Below are 19,522 nucleotides of genomic sequence, written 5' to 3'. Positions count from 1 at the left end.
CCGCCGCATCGTCACCACTTCCAGGTGATGGCCTTGGACACCCTCTGGGCATCGCCAAGGGCGAAGCGATCGGTGCCAATCGCCAGTACATCGTGTCGCCCAAGTAGCGCCGCGCAACCCCGGCGCGCTCCCCACGCTCGCCTGCAGCTACGCAGTCGTCCATTACGGTCGCGGCCCAACGAATGGCCAGGCGTGCGGCAAAGCACACCGGCCTGCGCCATCAACGGCGAGGTCTGCGAAGCATAGGCATGACGGGCGGCGCCGCGCCGATCTGGATTTCGCGCAACGGTTCGAAGCCATAGTGCCGATAGAACGGGATATTCTGCGGTTTCGACGCCTCAAGGTACGCCAACGCGTGATTCCGGTCGCAGCGGGCTAGGGCATGGCGCATCAACGCCGCTCCGATGCCCTTGCCTTGCGCGTTCGGGTCGACGCCGATCTGCGGCAAATACCAATGGGCCTCTTGAGGGTGCGCCTGTCCCATCTTTTCGAACGTTGCAAGCAGGTCGTCGAGGTGCTCGCGCTTTGCCGTGTCGCGGAACATTTTTTCCAGGGTTTCGCCGTCGAGCTCCACGCCCGGTGGCAACCACAGCGCGGTGCCGCAGAAGTCCTCGGATACATAGGCCGTGCCGTGCTTGAAACAACTGCCCGCGAATTCGCGCGTGGCCAATGGCATGGTCTGGAGGTAGTCGTGCGCCGAAGGCCAAGCGAATCGCGCGGGCGGGTCGGCGACAAATGCAGCCACGACCGTCGCCACCGCGCGTGGCATCTCATCGAGAGAGGCGCTGCGTATCTCGGTCGAGGGTTGGGTCATCTCGCTCTCCGTTCTTGACCATCTGACGCCTGACCCCAGTCAACCCGCCAAGCGGTTTCAGCACGGTCAGTCGCTGAGTGACTGGCCGAAAATCTGATCGATTTGATCCATCTCAGTGTTCAAAGTGCAGCCGAATCGGTTTGCACAAGCTGAATCGACGCATAGACAGCAGGCCCCTATGCGCCGTGGCGTCGGGGCCTGCCTGGACTGCGCGCTGCCTTGCTTTCAGGTCAATAGCCGCCGTCAGCGACCGTCCTTGTCCGCATCGCCAGGAAGCGCACGCTCCACGCTATGCCATGCATCCTTGGCCGCGCCCCTGGCCTTGTCCCAGCCCAGTCGCGATTCGCCCTTGACCTCGTTCCAGCGCTGGCCGAGTTCGGCTTCCAGCCGGTCGTCCCATTCCCGATCGGTGTGCTGATGCCGTGCTTGCGTGCCGAGACGATACGCCGGCTGGTAGTCCGCATATTGCGCGTCGGCATCGCGATACGGAACCTGGTCGAACCGCGACTGGTGATAGCGGTCCGTGGCCTCGTAGGTGCGGTAGGTGCGGTCGGCGCGTCCCCACGAATCCTGCACCGCCGCGCGCGCGTCGCTCCATTCGAGCCGGGAATCTTCGCGCGCCTTGGCCCAGTCGCGTTCGAGCTCGGCTTCGGTGGTCGGGTCCCAGGAGCGATCGCCGAGGTTCGAACGCGCCGCTGCGCCGTAGGCATAGGCGGGACCATAGTCGCGGTCGTAGTCGTACTTGGGGTCGTAGTACGGGCGCCGACTGTATTCCTCGCGCCAATAGCCGGCTTCGCCCGTGGGGTCCAGCTTCTCGGCCACGCCCTTGCCGGCCGAAGCGCCGGCGATCGCGCCGATGCCGCCACCGATCAGCATTCCGATCGGTCCGCCGAGCGCGCCCAGCACCATGCCTGCGGCGGCGCCGCCCACGCCGCCCACGCCGACTCCGACCGGATGGGAACCCGGGGCGCCGGTGATGGGATCGCGGTTCAGATCGCGCGCTCCTTTGTTGCTCGTCATGGATGTCTCCCAAGCGGATCGGAACTGTCCGCACCAGCGAAGAATCGACGAGCGCTCATGTGGCATACGTCGCGGCGATGCGAAGGATTTTTAACCTCGCGCGGTCGCTGCAAAGGTTTTCGTCACCTCGATACGCTTGTCCGGCGTCGAACCTGAAGCATTCACCTCCGAGCACCGGTCGTGAGCTCGAAGACAGGCGTGCGCAAACCGGATATGCGGAACACGCGATCATGCCGCCGCGCAGGCAGCGTGCGACGAGGCAATCGTCATCACGACAAACGTCGAGCATGAAGCCGCTGAGCGGATCCATGGCGAGCCGGTCGCTTCCCGGCTCGCCACGGCCTTGCGCCGAATCGAATGCGCGCTCAGTCGTCCGAGAAGCAGCCCAAGGACAGCTTCACATACCAGTAGCCGCTGGCCGGCTGAAGTTCCTCGACCAAAATGGTCTCCTCCTGCGTGGATTCGCCCCAGCCCAGGTAGCAGGCGCGATTCGCGTAGTAGGACGCGGCTTCATAGGCTTGGTCGCGATCGTGACCATAGCCCTCGCCGATCACTTGGTAGTGGTGCCGGGCCGCGAGGGCGGCGCCGCTGAATACGATCGACATCAGGAGGGCTGCGCCGACGGCGCGATACTTGTTCATCTTCATACGTGCTCCTTGCGGGTGAAGTTCGAAGATTGCGGAGCCATCGTGACGCCTGTATTGATCCGATCTGCGCAGAGGGCCAAAACCGCGACGTGGAACGCTGTCGCGGATGCGGGGCGGCTTTCGTAGCGCTCCGGCAGACCTGTCAACGAAGAACACGATCGGGTTTCGCCGCGCTGGAACCCTAGCACGGGCTTCGACGCGCGTTGCGCCGACCCGCCGCGCGTCCGGGCGCTTCATTCGATAGCGTCTCGGCGAGATCGGCCGAGCGCGTCGCGGCTTCGGGCGCCAGGACAGGCGGGCCACTCAGGGACCAACGACCCAGGCGATCCATGAAGGCGGCGACGCGAGCCTACTGTTCGCGGATGCACAAAGCGCTCGCGCACATCGAACGGATGTCTCGACTCGGACCTGGATCTGGACGCGGTCAACCGGATCGCCGCGTTCTCGAAGTTTCATTTTCATCGCCAGTTCGCGGCCGAGCTCGGGTGGTCGCTGCGCCGCTAGGTCGCGCTCATGCGCATGAAGCGCGCCTCCACCGATTGACGTCCAGCGAGCCGGAATGCAGCCCCAGCTTCATGGTGGTCCGATCCGAACGAACGCCTGCGAACCCCTCCGACTACGGCATGGACATCGCGGCGAACGATGCTCAGGTGGAACCGGAAACGATTCCGGGCGGCCGCGTCGCGGCCGTGAGTTTTGGTGAGTGTTAACGGTTAAGGCGGTCGTAAAAATGTGACTGACAGCAAGAAAACCAAGGTGCATGTCAACCCGCACCCACGGCGGCGCCCGGCTCGAGGGAGAGAGCCATCTACACCGGGTGATCTTTATGCTCAGCCAATGGCTTGGCCGATTCACACCGAGTCGAATACTCACGTCGGCGTATGGCCCCGGCATCCCCAGATCGCCGCTGGAGTGGCTGGTCCAATCCACCATCCGCGACGGCAAGCGGCTTCGCTTTACCTACGACACGCTCCTCTCGTCCCGGGTCTGGACGATTCGTCCCATCGGGCTGCTGTACCCGCACTCCGATGTCGGGAACTCGGATCCTTACGTCCTCGGCCATTACGAAAGCGACCTCGTCGAACACCGGTTCTTGCTGTCCTACATGAGTGGACTGACGCCTCTGGACTAGGGCATGGCGCGCACTGCGCATAAGGCGCCGGTCGGAGGGATGGCGCCGCCGACGCCGTCGGCGATCGTTTCGCGGGCTGGACCACCCGTCGCCGACCCAGCCCGCGAACGCGCTCTACTTAAGGTGCGCGACGATTCCGGCGACGATCGCGTCGAGCAGCGGCTGCGGCAGGTCGTGCCCCATGCCTTCGACGCCCTGCGCCGGATCGCCCAGCCATTGGGCTCCCGGGATGGCGTCGCGCGTGGCCTTGCCGCCCGAAATATGGATCAGTGCGTCCTCGTTGCCGTGGATGACCAAGGTCGGCAGGGCCAGGCCATTGAGTTCCTTCGTGCGATCGCCCGCGAGCAGGATCGCACCGACTTGGCGCGCGCCGCCGCCGGGATGGGCCGGAACGCCGTTCTCATCGAGCGAACGCCGGTAAGCCGCTTCGGCCAGCGCCCGGCGACGCGGACGTTCTTCGGCGGCATAGGTATCCGAGCCGATCAGGTCGTACAGCGCCGCGGCATGCTCGATCGCGCCTTGCTCGTCGGCCGGCGGCGGCTCGATCAGTTCCGCGATGACGCCGGGCTGCGCGTATCCGACCCAGATATTGCCGGTGGTGCTCATGATCGAGCACAGGCTGCGCGCTCGCGCGGGGTAATTGATCGCCAGCCGCTGCGCGATCATGCCGCCCATCGACGCCCCGACGATATGGGCGCTGTCGATCTTGAGGTGATCCAGCAACGCGATCGCGTCGTCGGCCATGTCGACCAGGCGATAGCCGTCGGCGGGCGGCTCTCCGCTGCGCCACCGCGTCAAGCCGCTGTCGCGGTTGTCGAAGCGGACGACCAGATGCTGCTCTTTCAGCGCGTCGACGAGCCGCTGCGGCCAATGGATCAGCTGGGAGTTCAGGCCCATGATCAACAGCACGGGCGGGTGCGACGGGTCGCCTTCGACCCGATAGCACAGCTTCACGTCGTCGATCTCAACGAACCGGTCTTCGGATTTCACCGTCATAAGCGTTCTCCGCCACTGTCGTCGTGGATGGGTATGCGTGGATGCGGGAGCAAGACAGTCCAACGTTTTTCGACTGCAACCTACTGAGCGACTCGCCTGGGTCCGCAGATCGATCGGCCGCGTCCGGGCCGCCTTGAAACCGGCAGCAACGCGGCAACGAGAAAAACGAGCCGACTGTCTGAGCCTGTGTCGACGCGTCTTACGGACAGGTTGCGCTGGATATACCGTCCCTGCGGATCCGGTTCCGAGACGAGGTAGACGGACTCCGATGGGATCACCGAAGGTAACGATCGCGCACGAAAGCTCACGGCGCTTGGGCGCGCCCTTGAGTTTCCGTTGCGTTTTCCAATGGTGTCGGGCGCACCGTTATCGGCGGTCGTCGACGGAACCGGACTTCGGAAGGACTCCAGGCGCATCCCTTGCCGTTCGGCCGCGTTGCGGCAGCCGTAAGGGTTCCGTGTTCTTGAACTTCTGCTCCGGTATGCCGGCCCCTCAGGGCCGACCGTCGCCTTGGGTCTCGGCGCGATCCGGCGCGGCATCCAGGACGACGCGCCCGCGGTCGTCGCGGCGGAGGCGGACGATGCGCAGCACTAGCCGCTGCTCCAACACGCCGTACAGATGCGGAAACACCAGGCCGCTGCGCGGCGAGATTTCCCACTTGATGCTGGCGCCAGCGGCCTGCACGTCCACCGTCGCGACGAACAGGTCGGTCTTGCCGGCGAAATGCAGGTCGGCCGTTCGCGTCAGCTGGCTGTCGGTCGAAAGATGGATGAATCCGTCGGCCGCGTCCTGAGCCGAGCCTTCGAAGCGTCCGTTCGCCTTGAGCGCTTCCATTTCCGGCCGGGTCAGTATCTTGTACGCCGCCGTCGGAGGCGCACCGCCTTCTTCCGCCAACGCGCCTTGGCCGGGATGGCCGATAAACAACGACCCGAGCAACAGGACCCGAACCCTCTTGTGCCTCATGACCTTACCTCTGCGGTTGATACGGTGCGGTAAGCGCTTGACTGCCGGACGGCCGCTGCCCGTGGATGTTTTCTGAGCGAACCCAGCGCGTTCGTTGTCGCGGCCAGCGCCGGGAAGCCTGGGTGAGTCCGGCCGAGACGCAACGTCCTGGAGACGAACTGCAGCGCGTCTCGTCCAAGCGCGTTGCGCCATGGGTGCGGGATTCTTGAAACTCTCCCTTTCTCACGTCCTTCCACCGGGCTTCAAAGGAGACGCCGCGGCGGCAGGTCCGTTCGTTGCTTGCTTACCAGGTTCGGGTTGTTCGGGCGGGCGCGTCTGTACAGGGACGACGGCTCGAAACCACACAGGAGAAAACGCCATGACCCCGTTCAGGACCTCCCTGCTCGCCATCGCCGCAATCATGGCAGTGTCCGCCAGCGCCTGCGCATCCGCTACCTCCTTCCAGGTATGGAACGTGTCGACCGGAACATGGTCGGCCAACGGAACGGTCCACTTGGCTGGGCCGATTTCGGTGACCGCCGTCAGCGGCTTTTCCTGCAACGCGGATTTTACGATGACGGTCGTCAACGGCAGCGCGAGCATCACCAACGTCGTGCTGTCCGGCGCTTCGATCTGTCCTGCGGTGGTGACGTATCTTCCGTGGCCGGCAACGGCCGCGGCGGCCCCTTACATCGGACCCAATCCGCCTTTCACCGGCGCGCCCACGCTGTCGCCGACGCTGTGGAACGTGACGCTCAGTGCTGTCAGGCTGTCGGTGCCGCCGCCCTTCAGCCTGAATTGTCCGAACTCCACGCCGTCGGGCGGTCCCATCGTCGCCGTCCTGGATGCGGCCACGCAGTCGGGACCGCCTGTGCTCAATCGCCTGGTATTCAAGCAGAGCCTCGGCCCCTGCCTGGTTCAAACCAGAACCAATACGGCGCCCAATGCCTTGGTCGCCAATCTCCCGATCCGCGTGGTTCCGTGACCTGTCGCTGACAGGCGCGACCGCTTTGCCGCCCGCGCGACAGCGCGCACGTGCCGATGGCGCCCGCAACGCTGCCGCAACGCGCGGCAAGCGTCATAGTGGGCGCCCGTCATCCCGTGGAGCCCAGCCATGTCCGACACAGCCAGCGCGCTTTCCGCAGCATTGATCCGCAACGTGCATGAATCGCCGCTCAAGCATTTCGTCCGCGGCCCGCTGTACGAGAGCGAGCGCGTGCGCATCACCGAGGGAACCGCGGCGCGCAAGCTGGCCGCGGCGTTCGACGTCGTGCCGCCGGGCAAGCGCGTGTGCCCCTATCACCTGCACTACGCGCAGGAGGAGATGTTCATCGTGATCGAAGGATCCGGAACGCTGCGCGTGGCCGGGGAGCTGTTGCCGATCAAGGCCGGCGACGTCGTCTGCATTCCGCCCGGCCCGGAGTACCCGCACCAGATCATCAACACATCGCCCGGGGTTCTGAAGTATCTCTCCATCGCAACCACGGACGATCCCGAGATCTGCGTGTATCCCGATTCGGGGAAGTTCATGGCGGAGGCGAACCTGGGCGGCGAGCAAGCGTTCGAATTCATCGGCAGAAACGGCGAAGGCGTCGACTATTGGGACGGGGAACGCTGAAGCGGCGGCATCGCCAGCCCAATCGCGTTCGCGCGCGCAATGGACATCTGTCATGCGTTCGGGAAGCGGCGCACCGAGCGCCGCAACGCCATTGCGGACAGCTGTCGTCCCAATCGCCGGCGCAAACGCGGGCACATTGTACGAACGTGATCGGCGGCAAGCATCGCGCGCTGCCGGCGCGCGGATGATCGCGTCGCCGGCGATGCGCTGCGCGCGCCGCATGCGCTCATCGACAGCGGCTTCGCCGGCCTTACCGGGAAGATCCGGCGCGACGAACGTCGACCAGACGAGCCGCCGATCTGCCCGCATCCGTTCGGCTACTCATCCCGAGAGGAAGTCCATGATCGATCCCGCGTTGTCGATTCGCTCCGACGCCCGCCGCTTGGTCCGCGCAAGCCAGGCGCTCGCCTGCGTTGCGCTGGCCGCGCTCGCAAGCGCCGCTTCGGCGCAGCCGCCGCTGCTGCGGGGCTGGCAACTCACGCCCACCAACACCGGGCTGGCCGCGATCGGGCAGCACACTTGCGATTCGCTTCCGCGCTACACCGGCAACGCCAGGCTGGCGCCCGGCACGCGCCTGAGCGATCTTCGTTTCGAATCGCCGCTGGACCTTTCGGCCGGCGACATCGTCATCGAACGTTCCTGCTTTCGCCCCGTCTCGATCAGCGAAGGCACCGCGGTGCTGACCACGACCGACTATTCGCGCTGCGTCGACGACGCCTGTCCGCCGGCCAAGGGCCGGGTCGAGATCCGCGATTCGGAAATTTCCGGCGCCTTGATCGCGCAGAAACGCATCTCGCGTTCCTGCGCCTTCCTCGGCGTCGGCATCCTGGAGCGCAACTACATCCACGACACCGGCAGCGGCATCTGCTTCTACAACACCGGCCCGCAGTACGACGCCGTCGCCGACGGCAACTACGTGCATCGCCTGCGCTCGTACGGCTCCGGCGGCAACGCTTCGCACAACTCCGCCGCGACCGTGCGCGATTTTTCGACCGCGGCGAACCCGCTGCGGCGCATGTCGATCCGCAACAACCGTTTCGACATCCGCTCCGGCAACGACACCGGCTCGCTGTTCTTCCAGACCGCCGCGGACATCGACCAAGTCCGGATCGAAGGCAATCTGTTCGAGGGCAACGGCTATCAGCTGATCCTGGAGTCGCGCTGGGGCAACCGTTACGGCCGCGCGCTCGCCGTGGTCGACAACCGCTTCAGCGTGACCGGCTACGGCTACGGTTATGTCTACGACGAGGGCGCGCGGCTCGGCTACGGCTGGAGCGAGTGGCGCGACAACTATCGCAACGATCCGGCCCGACCCGACCATCGCGGCGCCGCGCTGGCCAATCCGGAGCCGTATTCGGACTGAGGCCGGCCGCGGGCGTCGGTTGGGCTGTGCGCCGCCGAAAACGCGAAGACCGTGACGTTCGCGTGGGTGACCTCGGCAGCGGCCAGATCGACGCTCGCATTCAGGACACAGGTTTCCTGTCCTGCGCCGCCGGTCGGATCGGCGGCATGCGCGCCCGCGGCTTCGGGCCTCAAGCCGCCGGCCGCGTGCTACAACGGGCCATCGTTCGGTGCAAAGGAACCGCACATGGCCCGCTACCCCAGGATCGACCAGCCCTGTCCGCTCGACGCGCAGGCGCGCCAACGCCTCGACGGCCATTGCGGCGCGTGCGGCAAGACCGTGCACTGCCTCGACGGGCGCAGCGACGCGGAGCGCGCGGAGCTGTTGCGGCAGGCCAGCGGCCCGGTCTGCGTCTCGTATCGGTTGGCGATGGGCACGGCGCTGGCGCTGGCGATCGCCGCGCCCGCCGCGGCCGGCCAGGCGGAGATCGCACCATCGCCGCAGACCGTGCTCGCCGCGCCCAGCGCCGCCGCGCAGACGCAGACACCGGTGGTGGTGACCACGCAACGCCTGGAGTCGGATCTGGTCATGGTGCTGGTCGGCGGCATCAGCCGTCCCGGCGAAGCCGAATGGGTCGACGACGACAGCGACCTGCCCGAGCTGCCGATGCGGCGCGAACCGCCGCCGCGCGAATAAGCGCCGCCGCCGCGTCAATCGGCGGCGCGTTGCTCGGGCAACAGGCCGGCCGCGTCATCGATGCGCAGGCCGGCGAGCGCCGCCATCACGCCGCGCAGGCTTTCAGGATCGCCGTCGCCGACCGCCAGCGCCAGATGGCCGGCGTCGAATTCGCCGAGGCCGGCGTCGTAGCTGATCCAACGTTCTCCGTTCCAGGCCTGCACCCACATATGCGGGCCGAACGCGTGCGCGCGGCCGACGAAACGGCTGCCGTACGCCATCCCGCCGACCACGCGCGCCGGGATGCGGCGCGAGCGCGCGGCCGCGGCGAGCAGCAAGGCGTACTCGGTGCAATCGCCTTCGCGCCGCTGCAAGGCTTCGCGCGCGCTGCGGTAACCGCTGTAGACCACCGGGCCCGACAGCTGCGCCTGCACCGCCTTGACCAGACGACGCATGCGCGTGTCGACGCTGCCGACGCCGGCGGCGCGGGCGAAGCTCGCCACCGCCGGGTCCTTGCTTTGCAGCCATGGCGTCGGCGCGCGGTAGCGCCGCAGCGCGGCCGCGTCGGGCGCGGGTTCGCGGCCGCAGTCCTTGCAGACGGTCAGCTCCAGCCCGTCGGAAGTACGCACGGCGTTTTGCTCGCCGGTTTGCGGCCATGCCCAGTTCGCCGCGGCGTCGCGTTCGGCGAGCCGGTAACGGACGGTGCCGCGGCGCGCCGCCGGCGACAGCCGGTACGGCGACGGCACCAGCACCGACTGGATCCGCAGCCTGAGCTCGGCCTCGGACAACGCCGGTTCCGCGGCGGCGGCGCGCATCCACGCCGAAACCATCACCGCGCCCATCCACAGCGACCATCGCATCGACTTCAAGCATCACCTTCCTGGCAAAGCGCACGCCAGCCATTGCACCGCAAACCGCGGCGTCCGCCGCGTTCGATCGCCGGCCGGCGTCCGCTTACGGCTGCGGCGCCAGCTGCCCGACCACCTTGCCGTTCTCGTCGAGCATCTTCAACGAAGGCGTGCCGTCGTCGGCGACCTTCATGGCGATGCGCGGCCGTCCTTGCAGATCGTTCATCGCCAGCACCACGCTGCCGTCGGCGTCGCGGGCCAGACGCATCCGCCGCGTCGGCTTGCCCTTGCGGTCGAAGTAAGCCTTCTTTTTGGCCTCCTGCTGGTCCTTGGGCAGGTCCTTGATCGAATCCATGAACTCGATGTCCTCGACGATGGAGTGGTCGGGGTAATCGGTGAATTGCAGCTTGGTCGCGCGGCCTTCCTTGCCGTCCTGCGAGTTGAGCGCCATGGTCTGGTCTTGTTCGTAGGCGTCGAACGAGAGGTGGCCGAACGAGCGCTTGTCGCCGTCCTTGGTCTTCTCGCCGCCGAAGATCAGGCCGCCGTTCTCGCTGCCTTCGTCGTTGAAGAAGATCAGGCCGGCGACGCGGCGGTTCGGATGCGGGTATTCCTTGGCCTTGATGATGATGCCGGGCGCCTTGGCGGCATTGGACACGATCAGGCGCAAGGTGCCGTCGGGCTCCTTGACGTTGATGCGCTGGACCTCGAGTTCCTCCACCACCAGCTTCTTGTTGGTCTGGGCGAAGCCGCTCAGCATCGCGGCGACGAAGGCGATGGTGAGCACGCCGGAATACACGACGAGGAAACGTTGTCCGTTGAACTGCATGCGAGGCGCCTCTGGGCGGTGCGGGCTGGATGAGCGGTGCGCAACCCTACGCGCCGGCGCAGGCGCCGGCAAGGGCGGTTCGCAGCGCTCGCGCATGACGGGCGCGCGAGGTCCGGCTAGCCGAGCAAGCCGGCAATCTTTTGCAGGTCCGCGACGGTCGTGGGGTTGTAGACCACCAGGCTCAGATCCGTACGCGCATCGACCGCGAACACCGAATACTCGAATGCGAGCGGTCCGAGCAGCGGATGGCGGATGTGTTTGACGGCGTCGCCGTGCGCGCCTTGCACGCCGTTGTCGCGCCACAGGCGTTCGAAGTCGGGGCTCAACCGGCACATGCGCTCGACGAAGGGCTCGATCGCGAGGTTGGCGCCCGCGCGCGCCGCGTCGACGCGGAACGCGCCGACCGCGAAGCGCGCCACGCTCTCCCAGTCGTATTGCGCGGCGCGCGCGCGCGGGTCGAGGAACAGGTAGCGCAGGATGTTGCGCTCCTCCGGCGGCAGCGAGCCGTAGTCGATCAGCATCACCGTCGCAGCGCGGTTCCACGCGGCCACGTCCCAGGTCGCGGTGCGGATCAGCGCCGGGTGCGGGTCCAGCGCGTCGAGCACGCGCTGCAGGCGCGGGGTCACGCCGCTGTCGTCTCGCCAGCGCGCTTCCGGCGGCCGGCCGAGGCCGAGCAGGAACAGATGTTCGCGTTCGACCTCGGTCAGCATCAGCGCGGCCGCGATCCGGTCGAGCACTTCGGCCGACGGCGCGCCGCCGCGGCCCTGTTCCAGCCAGGTGTACCAGGTCGGGCTGATGTGGGCGCGTTGCGCGACTTCCTCGCGCCGCAGCCCCGGCGTGCGCCGGCGCGCGCTGGGCAAACCGAGCGCGGCCGGATCGAGCCTGGCGCGGCGGTCGCGCAGATAGGCGCCGAGCGGGCTGTCCGACGCGCCGTTGGGGCTGAGGCGGGTAGCCATCTTAATAGGATAAAGACACTGATTTACCAGCATCCGATTGAAGCACACAGTCGGCTTCCCCACCAATAAAGGAAGCGCTCCCATGCGGGTATTCGTCACCGGCGCCACCGGCAACATCGGCTCGGCCGTGGTCGCGGAACTGATCGGCGCCGGCCATGGCGTGTTGGGTCTGTGCCGCAACCCGGCCAAGGCCGATGCGCTGCGGGCCGCCGGCGCGCAGGTCCACCCCGGCTCGATCGACGACCACGCCAGCCTCGCCGCCGGCGCCGCGCAGGCCGACGGCGTGATCCATCTGGCCTTCAACCACGATTTCTCGCGCTTCGCGGCCAGCTGCGAGGAAGACCGCGCGATCGTCGCCGCGCTCGGCGCGGCGCTCGCCGGCTCGGACCGTCCGCTGATCGTGACCTCGGGCACCGCCATCGTCGCGGCCGCGCCGGGCCAGCTCGCGCGCGAGGACGACGCCGCGGTCGGCGCCGACCGGCATCCGCGCGCCGCCTCGGAGGAAGCCGCGGCCGCGGCCGCCGCGGCCGGCGCCAACGTGTCGGTGATGCGCCTGCCGCAGGTGCACGACCCGGTTTCGCAAGGCCTGGTCACGCCGCTGGTCGCGCTGTTCCGGCAGCTCGGCAAATGTCTGTATGTCGGCGACGGCAGCCAGCGCTGGCCGGCCGCGCACCTGTCCGACGTCGCCCGCGCGTACCGGCTGGCGCTGGAGCGCGCGCAGCCCGGCGCGAAATACCACGCAGTCGCCGAGCAAGGCGTGGCGATGCGCGAGATCGTCGAGACGGTCGGCCGGCTCCTGGATCTGCCGGTGGAATCGATCGCGCCGGAGCAGGCGCAAAGCCGGTTCGGCTGGCTCGCGCTGTTCGCGGGCCACGATTTTCCCGCGTCCAGCGAACAAACCCGGCGCCGGCTCGGATGGACGCCGACCGGGCCGGGCCTGATCGAAGATCTGCGCCGGCTCGAACTCACCGACGCCTGATCGACGAAGACGCTTCGGTTCGCGCCGCCGGCCGCGAACCGAAGCGGCCGCTGCTCCGCGATCCGCAGCGTCGCCCACGACGCAAACCGCATACGGTCGATCGCAACGATGCGACCCGACGCGCAACTTGCGCGTCAACTGTGACCTCATTGCTGCAATCCCCAGATTCCGCGCAGGGAACTGCGACGCGATCCCGGCCCGAGTCACGAACGATTCGATGTCAGTCGCATCGCGAAAGCACACCCGGCTCCGTTCGCGAGTGACCGCACGCGCGTTCGCGCAGTCGCCGCGAACGCGCGAGCGCGCGCCGTCGCGGCGCGAGCGCGTCCGTGATTGCCGTCGCTGCGCATCTGCGCCGCCAATCCAGGCGCGCGCACGTCGGCAGTCACAAGCTCGCGCGCGCATCGAGCCGGCTGCGACCGATGCAGCAGTTCGCCGGATCCGCGATTGAAAACGCCATCGCGCGCACAGCAGCATCGGCCGCCCGGAAGTTCGCACCTCGCCACGCCCACCCATCCAAGGAAGGCATCGCGCATGAAGGATCTGCGTCCCTCGCAACGACACATCGGCCAGCGCGCGCGGCGTCGCGCTGCATCGCGGTGGCGACGCACATGAGCGCGCAGGCGGCCGGCTTCGACTACGGAATCGAGGCGATCGGCGCCTATGTGCCGCGCTCGCGCATCCACTGCGCCGATCGCGCCGAACGGCTCAGCGTTCCGCGCGATACCTTGGTCTCGCGCATCGGTTTCGACACCTTGTCGGTCAAGGACAGCGGCGAAACCACCTCCGATCTGGCCTGCCGCGCGATCGCCGATCTGCTCGAACGCTGCCGGATCGATCCGCAACGCATCGGCTGCCTGGTCGTGGTCACCCAGAATCCCGACGGCTACGGCATTCCGCCGGTGTCGGCGATCGTGCACGGACGCATGGGCTGGCCGACGCGGGTGGCTTCGTTCGACCTGGCCCTGGGCTGCTCGGGCTATGTGTACGCGCTGAGCCTCACCGCCGGCTTCCTGCAATCGCTCGGCGCCGATTACGGCGTGCTGGTCACCGCAGACCCGTACAGCAAGATCGTCGATCCCGACGACCGCGCGACCGCGCTGCTGTTCGGCGACGCCGCGACCGCGACCTTGCTGTCGCGGCAGGCGCCGTGGCGGATCGGCGCGGCCGACTTCGGCACCAGCGGCGACCACGCCGGCAGCCTGATGCTCGACGAACGCCGGCGCCTGCGCATGGTCGGCAAAGACGTGGCGCGCTTCTGCATCCGCGAGGTGCCCGGCAGCATCGCCCGCGCGCTGGAGAAGAACGCGGCCGCGCTCGACGAGGTCGACGTGGTGCTGCTGCACCAGGGCAGCAAGTTCATCGTCGAAAGCATCGGCGATGCGCTCGGGGTGCCGGAGAAGACTCCGTTCCTGGCCCAGGACGTCGGCAACACCTGCTGCTCCTCGATTCCGCTGGTGCTGGCGCCGCTGCTGAGCGCGCCGTCGGGCGCGCGCACGCTGGTGTTGTCGAGTTTCGGCGTCGGGCTGTCGTGGGGTTCGACCGTGCTGCGCTACGCGCCGCAGGCGGCCGCGCCGGCGCAAGCGCAGTGCGCACCGCAAGAACAAGCGCAAACCCAGCCGCAAGTCTTGGCCGTAACCGCCTGACCGCGCGGCGGCGACGCCGCCCGCATCGATCCCTCCGGCGCGCGAGCGCCGGCCCGTCGACTCACCGAGGTGCGCAGTGGACGCGACTAACGCAGTGGACAAGACGATTCTGGCCCGGCTGTGCCGCCATGCCGAGGCCACGCCCGACAAGGTCGCCTACATCGGCCTGGACCGCGGCGAAACCGCGGCCAGCCAGTGCACGTACGCGCAACTGCGCGACCGCGCCTGGTCGATCGCCGCCGAACTGACCGAACGCGGCTACGCCGGGCAGCGCGCGATCGTGCTCGACGCCGATCCGCTGGCGTTCTTCCAGACCTTCCTCGGCTGCCTCGCCGCCGGCGTGGTCGCGGTGCCGGTGTCGGTGCCGTCGGCGAAGAACGCCGGCGCGGTCGCGGCGATCGGGCGCAACGCGCGGGTGGCCTGCGTGATCGCCGGCGAGCGCGAGCAGGCCAAGCTGCGCGACGCGGTCGCGGCCGGGCTCGGCGCGGTCGACTGGGTCGACACCGGCGCCATCGCCAGCATCCAAGGCATCGCGCCGCCGCCGCAGTTCGAAGCGCTGGCCTACGCCGGCGGCGAAACGCTGGCGTTCCTGCAATACACCTCCGGCTCGACCGGCACGCCGAAGGGCGTGATGGTCGGCCACGACAATCTGATCGCCAATCAGCGCGCCATCGGCCACTACATGCGCATGCACCGCGAGTCGGTGGTGGTCGGCTGGCTGCCGCATTACCACGACATGGGCCTGATCGGAAATCTGCTGCAAACGCTGTACCAGGGCGGCCAGTGCGTGCTGATGCAGCCGATCGACTTCATCCAGAAGCCGGCGCGCTGGCTGCGCGCGATCAGCGACTACCGCGGCACCGTCAGCGGCGGGCCGAACTTCGCCTACGACCTGTGCGTGCGCAAGGTCGGCGAAGAAGCGCGCGAGGGCCTGGACCTGAGCGCGTGGGAAGTGGCCTACACCGGCGCCGAGCCGGTCCGCGCCGGCACCGTCGCCGCGTTCGTCGAGGCCTACGCGCCGCACGGGCTGCGCGCGTCGTCGGTGTTCCCGTGCTACGGCATGGCCGAGGCGACCTTGTTCGTCACCGGCGTGATGCAGGGCGACGGCGCGCGCCGCTACGACCTCGACGCGGGCGCGCTGTCGATCGGCGACGCCACCGCCGCGGCCGCGCCGGGCGAAGGCATGGCCTTCATCGGCTGCGGCGGCATCGGCGACGCCACCCCGGTGCGGATCGTGCATCCGGACACGCGCGCCGCGCTGCCCGACGGCAGCATCGGCGAGATCTGGGTCGGCGGCGACAGCGTCGCGCGCGGCTATTTCGATCAACCTGAGCTGAGCGAGCGCACTTTCGCCGCGACCCTGGCCGACGCGCCCGAGGGCCAGCGCTACCTGCGCACCGGCGACCTCGGCGCGCTGCTCGACGGGCAGTTGCTGATCACCGGCCGGCTCAAGGACGTGCTGATCGTGCGCGGCAAGAACCACTACCCGCAGGACCTGGAACACACCGCGCAGGACGCGCACCCGGCGCTGGCGTTCGGCGGCGGCGCGGCGTTCCAGCGCCCCGCGCCGCACGACGAGCAGGTGGTGATCGTGCACGAACTCAGCCGCCAGGGCCTCGGCTTCGCCGACAAGGCGGCGATCGTCGACGCGCTGCGCGCGGAGATCATCGCCCGCCACGGCGTCGCGGTCGCGCAGGTGCGGCTGATCAAGCCGGGCCACCTGCCGCGCACCACCAGCGGCAAGGTCCGCCGCGGCCGCTGCCGCGAGCTGTTCGAAGCCGACGCGTTCGAAGCGGCCGACGCGCCGGAACTGAGCGAGGCCTGAGATGGAGCGTCCGGAGAGTCTGCAACCGTCGGCGCGCGTCGCCCTGGCCAGTTCCGGCGGGCGCCTGGCGCAGCGTCTGCACGCGCTGCTGATCGTGGCGCTGCCGGCGGCCGCGGTGGTCGCGGCGCTGGTCTACGGCCAGGTCAGGCCATGGCATGTGGCGCTGCTGCTCGGCGGTTATTTCCTGACCATCCTGGCGATCACCGTCGGCTACCACCGCCTGCTGACCCATCGAGCGTTCAAGACCACCCGGCCGATCAAGGCGGCGCTGACGATCCTGGCGTGCATGGCCGCGCAAGGCCCGCCGATCTACTGGGTCAGCAACCACCGCCGCCATCACCGCTACGTCGACCGCGACGGCGACCCGCATTCGCCGCGCACCCATCAAGGCCTCGCGCTCGGCCGCTGGCGCGGGTTCTGGCACGCGCACGCGGGCTGGACCTTCGGCCACGAGCTGTCGAGTTCGCTGCAGTACTGCCCGGACCTGCTCAAGGACGAAACCGTGCGCTGGGTCGGCCGCCACTACTTCGCCTGGCTGGCGCTGGGCCTGCTGCTGCCGGCGCTGATCGGACTGGCGATCGAGGGCACGTTCGCCGGCGCGTTCGAAGGCTTGCTGTGGGGCGGCCTGCTGCGTTTGTTCGTGACCAACCAGCTCACCAACGGCATCAACTCGGCCGCGCACCTGTGGGGCTATCAGCGCTACGACACCGGCGACAGCAGCCGCAACAACTGGTTCCTGGGTTTGTTCGCGCTCGGCGAAGGCTGGCACAACAACCACCACGCCGACGGCAGCGCCGCGTATTTCTCGCGCGCCTGGTACGAACTCGACATCGGCGGCGCCTTCGTGCTGCTGCTCGAACGCCTGGGACTGGCCGAACAAGTGCGCCGGGCCAAGCCCGAGCCGCGCGGCGCCGCGCCGGAACCGTCTTCCCTCCCGTCCTTGCAGGAAGCTCCCCATGAGCGCGATTGAGTCCGACACCGGCCTCGACCCGGCGCCGGCGCCGTCCGCCGGACCCGTGCCGAACCGCCGCCGCACCGTCGAAAACCCGCGGTTCCGCCGACTGCAGCACCTGCACACCGCGTTGGTGACGGGGCTCGGCTTCGGCGGACTGGTTACGGCGATCGCATTGCACCTGTTCGTGCGCCCGGTCTCGGCGACCGCGCTCGGCATTTTCCTGCTGTTCTTCTTCCTGGTCGGCATGGGCCTGACCATCGGCTACCACCGCCACTTCACCCACCGCGGCTTCAAGTCCTCGAGCGCGTTCCGCGCGCTGCTGGCGATCCTGGGCTCGATGGCCGGGCAAGGCCCGGTGGTGTTCTGGACCTCGCTGCACCGCATGCACCACGAGCTGGCCGACAAGCCCGGCGACCCGCATTCGCCGAACCTGCACGGCGACGGCGCGCTCAACCGCGTGCGCGGGCTGCTGCACGCCTACATCGGCTGGACCTTCAAGCACGAAGTGCCGAACGCCAATTTCTACGCCCGAGACCTGCTCGGCGACGCGCCGATCATGTGGGTCAACAAGCGCTACTACCAATGGATCGCGCTCGGCTGGGCGCTGCCGGCCGCGCTCGGCGGCGCGCTGACCGGCACCTGGTACGGCGCGCTGGAAGGCTTCCTGTGGGGCGGGCTGATCCGCATGTTCGCGCTGCACAACATGATCTGGTGGATCACCTCGTTCGCGCACGTGGTCGGCACCCGCGATTTCGTCGCCCGCGACCTGAGCACCAACAACCTGTGGATGGCGATCCCGACCCTCGGCGAGTCCTGGCACAACAACCATCACGCGTTTCCGCGCGCGGCGATCCTGTCGCTGCGCTGGTGGCAGATCGACATCAGCGGCGGGGTGGTGTGCGTGCTGGAAAAACTCGGCGTGGTCTGGGACGTGCAGCGCGTGCGCGCGGAAGACCGCGACCGCCGCGCGCTGCGCGGCCGCGGGCCCGCGGTCGCCGCCGCCGATCCCGGTTCCGACGCCGGAGCCTGAGCCGCACCCGCGTTCCTCTCTCGACCTTTTCTCTCCGGCGTTTCTTTCTTCCGAGCACACCGAGGCCCGCCCATGAACCAGATGACCGCGCCGTTCCCCCTGCCGAGCTTCGACGCCGCCGCCGGCGACGCCAAAGAGCGCATCGCCCAGTGGCTGCGCCTGTACATCGCCGACGTGCTGTCGGTGACGCCGGACAGCATCGACGCCGAAGCCAGCTTCAACCAGATCGGCCTGGATTCCTCGGCCGCGGTCGGCATGACCGGCGACCTCGGCGACTGGCTCGGCCGCGAGCTCGATGCGGCGGTGGCCTACGACCATCCCAGCATCGCCGCGCTGGCGGCCGCGCTGGCGGCGGAGCGCTGAGATGAGCGCGCAACCTCAGGCGGCCTCCACCGCGGTCAGCGCCGGCGCGTCGGCCGACGCGATCCAGCACCACTACGACGTCGGCAACGCGTTCTATGCGCTGTGGCTGGATCCGTCGATGACCTACTCCAGCGCGCTGTGGCTCGACGACAGCGAAGACCTCGACGCCGCGCAGCGCAACAAGCTCGACTGGCACCTCGACCGCGCCGGCTTCGGCGCCGGCAAGCGCCTGCTCGACGTCGGCTGCGGCTGGGGCGGGCTGATGAAGCGCGCGCTGCAGCGCCATGGCGATGCCGACTGCACCGGCGTGACCCTGAGCCAGGCCCAGGCCGACGCGATCGCCGCGCACGCCGATCCGCGCCTGCGCGCGCGCCTGGAAAGCTGGGAGCAGCACCGCGGCGAGGCGCGCTACGACTCGATCGTCTCGATCGGCGCGTTCGAGCACTTCGCCAGCCTGGAGCAGAGCCAGAGCGAGAAGATCGCCGCCTACCGCCGTTTCTTCGAGTTCTGCGCCGAACAACTGACGGCCGACGGCCGCGTCTCGCTGCAGACCATCACCTACGAGAACGCCGAACGCAGCCAGTTCAGCGCGTTCTTCGCGCAGGAGATTTTTCCCGAATCCGACCTGCCGCGCCCGGCCGACCTGTTCCAGGCCGCCAGCGGCCTGTTCGAGATCGTCGAGCTGCGCAACGACCGCCACCACTACGCGCGCACCCTGCGCCAGTGGCTGCACAACCTGCGCCGCAACAGGCGCGAGGCGATCGAACTGGCCGGCGAAGCGCAGTACCAGCGCTACGAAAAGTATCTGTCGCTGATGGTGGTGGCCTTCCACACCGGCACCATGAACCTTTGCCGGCTGGCGCTGCGGCCGTTGCCGCGCAGCACGCCGCTGGCGGGACGCGGCTGAG

20 protein-coding genes are annotated in these 19,522 nt (G+C 68.4%); 12 read left to right on the top strand and 8 right to left on the bottom strand.

What is annotated here, in order from left to right:
* Positions 1-220: 220 nt before the first annotated feature.
* The 3 genes from JHW38_RS17335 to JHW38_RS17325 all read right to left on the bottom strand — a co-directional run bounded on the left by JHW38_RS17335 (position 221) and on the right by JHW38_RS17325 (position 2,481).
* Positions 221-814, bottom strand: a complete 594-nt coding sequence (locus JHW38_RS17335) for a GNAT family N-acetyltransferase (protein WP_207522573.1) — start codon at positions 812-814, stop codon at positions 221-223.
* 243 nt (positions 815-1,057) lie between these two features.
* Positions 1,058-1,834 (bottom strand): hypothetical protein, encoded by a 777-nt coding sequence (locus JHW38_RS17330; protein ID WP_207522572.1) that lies wholly within the window; start codon positions 1,832-1,834, stop codon positions 1,058-1,060.
* 365 nt (positions 1,835-2,199) lie between these two features.
* Positions 2,200-2,481, bottom strand: coding sequence for a hypothetical protein (locus JHW38_RS17325; protein WP_207522571.1), 282 nt, complete (start codon positions 2,479-2,481; stop codon positions 2,200-2,202).
* Between the two features lie 760 nt (positions 2,482-3,241).
* Here JHW38_RS17325 and JHW38_RS17320 point away from each other — a divergent pair.
* Complete coding sequence (locus JHW38_RS17320) at positions 3,242-3,613, top strand: hypothetical protein (protein ID WP_207522570.1); 372 nt, start codon at positions 3,242-3,244, stop codon at positions 3,611-3,613.
* A gap of 114 nt (positions 3,614-3,727) precedes the next feature.
* Here JHW38_RS17320 and JHW38_RS17315 read toward each other — a convergent pair whose 3' ends face one another.
* Positions 3,728-4,609, bottom strand: coding sequence for an alpha/beta fold hydrolase (locus tag JHW38_RS17315; RefSeq protein ID WP_207522569.1), 882 nt, complete (start codon positions 4,607-4,609; stop codon positions 3,728-3,730).
* 492 nt (positions 4,610-5,101) lie between these two features.
* Positions 5,102-5,503, bottom strand: a complete 402-nt coding sequence (locus tag JHW38_RS17310) for a DUF952 domain-containing protein (RefSeq protein WP_207522568.1) — start codon at positions 5,501-5,503, stop codon at positions 5,102-5,104.
* A gap of 427 nt (positions 5,504-5,930) precedes the next feature.
* On the opposite strand from JHW38_RS17310, the gene JHW38_RS17305 reads away from it, so the two are divergent.
* From JHW38_RS17305 to JHW38_RS17290, 4 genes are all read left to right on the top strand, one after another.
* Complete coding sequence (locus tag JHW38_RS17305; RefSeq protein ID WP_207522567.1) at positions 5,931-6,536, top strand: hypothetical protein; 606 nt, start codon at positions 5,931-5,933, stop codon at positions 6,534-6,536.
* Positions 6,537-6,665: 129 nt separating this feature from the next.
* Positions 6,666-7,169, top strand: a complete 504-nt coding sequence (locus JHW38_RS17300) for a cupin domain-containing protein (protein WP_207522566.1) — start codon at positions 6,666-6,668, stop codon at positions 7,167-7,169.
* Between the two features lie 340 nt (positions 7,170-7,509).
* Complete coding sequence (locus JHW38_RS17295) at positions 7,510-8,532, top strand: hypothetical protein (RefSeq protein WP_207522565.1); 1,023 nt, start codon at positions 7,510-7,512, stop codon at positions 8,530-8,532.
* Positions 8,533-8,757: 225 nt separating this feature from the next.
* The gene (locus JHW38_RS17290) at positions 8,758-9,207 is read left to right on the top strand and encodes a hypothetical protein (RefSeq protein WP_207522564.1); all 450 of its coding nucleotides are present in this window, start codon (positions 8,758-8,760) and stop codon (positions 9,205-9,207) included.
* A 14-nt stretch (positions 9,208-9,221) separates the two neighbouring features.
* On the opposite strand, the gene JHW38_RS17285 is transcribed toward JHW38_RS17290, so the two are convergent.
* The 3 genes from JHW38_RS17285 to JHW38_RS17275 form a co-directional block, all read right to left on the bottom strand.
* Positions 9,222-10,046 (bottom strand): transglutaminase-like domain-containing protein, encoded by an 825-nt coding sequence (locus tag JHW38_RS17285; protein WP_242691414.1) that lies wholly within the window; start codon positions 10,044-10,046, stop codon positions 9,222-9,224.
* Positions 10,047-10,140: 94 nt separating this feature from the next.
* Positions 10,141-10,860 (bottom strand): hypothetical protein, encoded by a 720-nt coding sequence (locus JHW38_RS17280; RefSeq protein ID WP_207522562.1) that lies wholly within the window; start codon positions 10,858-10,860, stop codon positions 10,141-10,143.
* A 116-nt stretch (positions 10,861-10,976) separates the two neighbouring features.
* Entirely contained in the window at positions 10,977-11,816 is an 840-nt protein-coding gene (locus JHW38_RS17275; protein ID WP_207522561.1) for a helix-turn-helix transcriptional regulator, read from the bottom strand.
* A gap of 82 nt (positions 11,817-11,898) precedes the next feature.
* On the opposite strand from JHW38_RS17275, the gene JHW38_RS17270 reads away from it, so the two are divergent.
* The 7 genes from JHW38_RS17270 (at position 11,899) to JHW38_RS17240 (ending at position 19,521) form a co-directional block, all read left to right on the top strand.
* Positions 11,899-12,795: an SDR family oxidoreductase gene (locus tag JHW38_RS17270; protein WP_207522560.1), complete on the top strand. Its 897-nt coding sequence runs from the start codon at positions 11,899-11,901 to the stop codon at positions 12,793-12,795.
* A gap of 611 nt (positions 12,796-13,406) precedes the next feature.
* Positions 13,407-14,441, top strand: a complete 1,035-nt coding sequence (locus JHW38_RS17265) for a 3-oxoacyl-ACP synthase III family protein (RefSeq protein WP_207522559.1) — start codon at positions 13,407-13,409, stop codon at positions 14,439-14,441.
* A 94-nt stretch (positions 14,442-14,535) separates the two neighbouring features.
* Entirely contained in the window at positions 14,536-16,266 is a 1,731-nt protein-coding gene (locus JHW38_RS17260) for a fatty acyl-AMP ligase (protein ID WP_207522558.1), read from the top strand.
* A 1-nt stretch (position 16,267) separates the two neighbouring features.
* On the top strand, positions 16,268-17,236 hold the full coding sequence (locus JHW38_RS17255; RefSeq protein ID WP_207522557.1) for an acyl-CoA desaturase: 969 nt from the start codon (positions 16,268-16,270) through the stop codon (positions 17,234-17,236).
* Complete coding sequence (locus JHW38_RS17250; RefSeq protein WP_207522556.1) at positions 17,223-18,251, top strand: acyl-CoA desaturase; 1,029 nt, start codon at positions 17,223-17,225, stop codon at positions 18,249-18,251. The genes JHW38_RS17255 and JHW38_RS17250 overlap by 14 nt, the downstream gene beginning before the upstream one ends.
* Before the next feature lie 72 nt (positions 18,252-18,323).
* Entirely contained in the window at positions 18,324-18,614 is a 291-nt protein-coding gene (locus JHW38_RS17245; protein ID WP_207522555.1) for an acyl carrier protein, read from the top strand.
* A 1-nt stretch (position 18,615) separates the two neighbouring features.
* Positions 18,616-19,521, top strand: coding sequence for an SAM-dependent methyltransferase (locus JHW38_RS17240; protein ID WP_207522554.1), 906 nt, complete (start codon positions 18,616-18,618; stop codon positions 19,519-19,521).
* Position 19,522: the final 1 nt, after the last annotated feature.

The organism is Lysobacter enzymogenes (genome assembly GCF_017355525.1).
Lineage (GTDB): Bacteria > Pseudomonadota > Gammaproteobacteria > Xanthomonadales > Xanthomonadaceae > Lysobacter > Lysobacter enzymogenes_C.
Note: the sequence above shows the minus strand (reverse complement) of the source record. Positions and strands in the feature narration are given on the sequence as shown.

Excerpts from the sequence above, each read along its gene's own strand:
- JHW38_RS17280 (WP_207522562.1), bottom strand. The coding sequence starts at position 10,860 with ATGCAGTTCAACGGACAACGTTTCCTCGTCGTGTATTCCGGCGTGCTC.
- JHW38_RS17275 (WP_207522561.1), bottom strand. The coding sequence starts at position 11,816 with ATGGCTACCCGCCTCAGCCCCAACGGCGCGTCGGACAGCCCGCTCGGC.
- JHW38_RS17265 (WP_207522559.1), top strand. The coding sequence starts at position 13,407 with ATGAGCGCGCAGGCGGCCGGCTTCGACTACGGAATCGAGGCGATCGGC.
- JHW38_RS17335 (WP_207522573.1), bottom strand. The coding sequence starts at position 814 with ATGACCCAACCCTCGACCGAGATACGCAGCGCCTCTCTCGATGAGATG.
- JHW38_RS17240 (WP_207522554.1), top strand. The coding sequence starts at position 18,616 with ATGAGCGCGCAACCTCAGGCGGCCTCCACCGCGGTCAGCGCCGGCGCG.
- JHW38_RS17325 (WP_207522571.1), bottom strand. The coding sequence starts at position 2,481 with ATGAAGATGAACAAGTATCGCGCCGTCGGCGCAGCCCTCCTGATGTCG.
- JHW38_RS17255 (WP_207522557.1), top strand. The coding sequence starts at position 16,268 with ATGGAGCGTCCGGAGAGTCTGCAACCGTCGGCGCGCGTCGCCCTGGCC.
- JHW38_RS17320 (WP_207522570.1), top strand. The coding sequence starts at position 3,242 with ATGTCAACCCGCACCCACGGCGGCGCCCGGCTCGAGGGAGAGAGCCAT.
- JHW38_RS17305 (WP_207522567.1), top strand. The coding sequence starts at position 5,931 with ATGACCCCGTTCAGGACCTCCCTGCTCGCCATCGCCGCAATCATGGCA.
- JHW38_RS17270 (WP_207522560.1), top strand. The coding sequence starts at position 11,899 with ATGCGGGTATTCGTCACCGGCGCCACCGGCAACATCGGCTCGGCCGTG.
- JHW38_RS17295 (WP_207522565.1), top strand. The coding sequence starts at position 7,510 with ATGATCGATCCCGCGTTGTCGATTCGCTCCGACGCCCGCCGCTTGGTC.
- JHW38_RS17250 (WP_207522556.1), top strand. The coding sequence starts at position 17,223 with ATGAGCGCGATTGAGTCCGACACCGGCCTCGACCCGGCGCCGGCGCCG.
- JHW38_RS17285 (WP_242691414.1), bottom strand. The coding sequence starts at position 10,046 with ATGCGATGGTCGCTGTGGATGGGCGCGGTGATGGTTTCGGCGTGGATG.
- JHW38_RS17290 (WP_207522564.1), top strand. The coding sequence starts at position 8,758 with ATGGCCCGCTACCCCAGGATCGACCAGCCCTGTCCGCTCGACGCGCAG.
- JHW38_RS17330 (WP_207522572.1), bottom strand. The coding sequence starts at position 1,834 with ATGACGAGCAACAAAGGAGCGCGCGATCTGAACCGCGATCCCATCACC.
- JHW38_RS17315 (WP_207522569.1), bottom strand. The coding sequence starts at position 4,609 with ATGACGGTGAAATCCGAAGACCGGTTCGTTGAGATCGACGACGTGAAG.
- JHW38_RS17245 (WP_207522555.1), top strand. The coding sequence starts at position 18,324 with ATGAACCAGATGACCGCGCCGTTCCCCCTGCCGAGCTTCGACGCCGCC.
- JHW38_RS17300 (WP_207522566.1), top strand. The coding sequence starts at position 6,666 with ATGTCCGACACAGCCAGCGCGCTTTCCGCAGCATTGATCCGCAACGTG.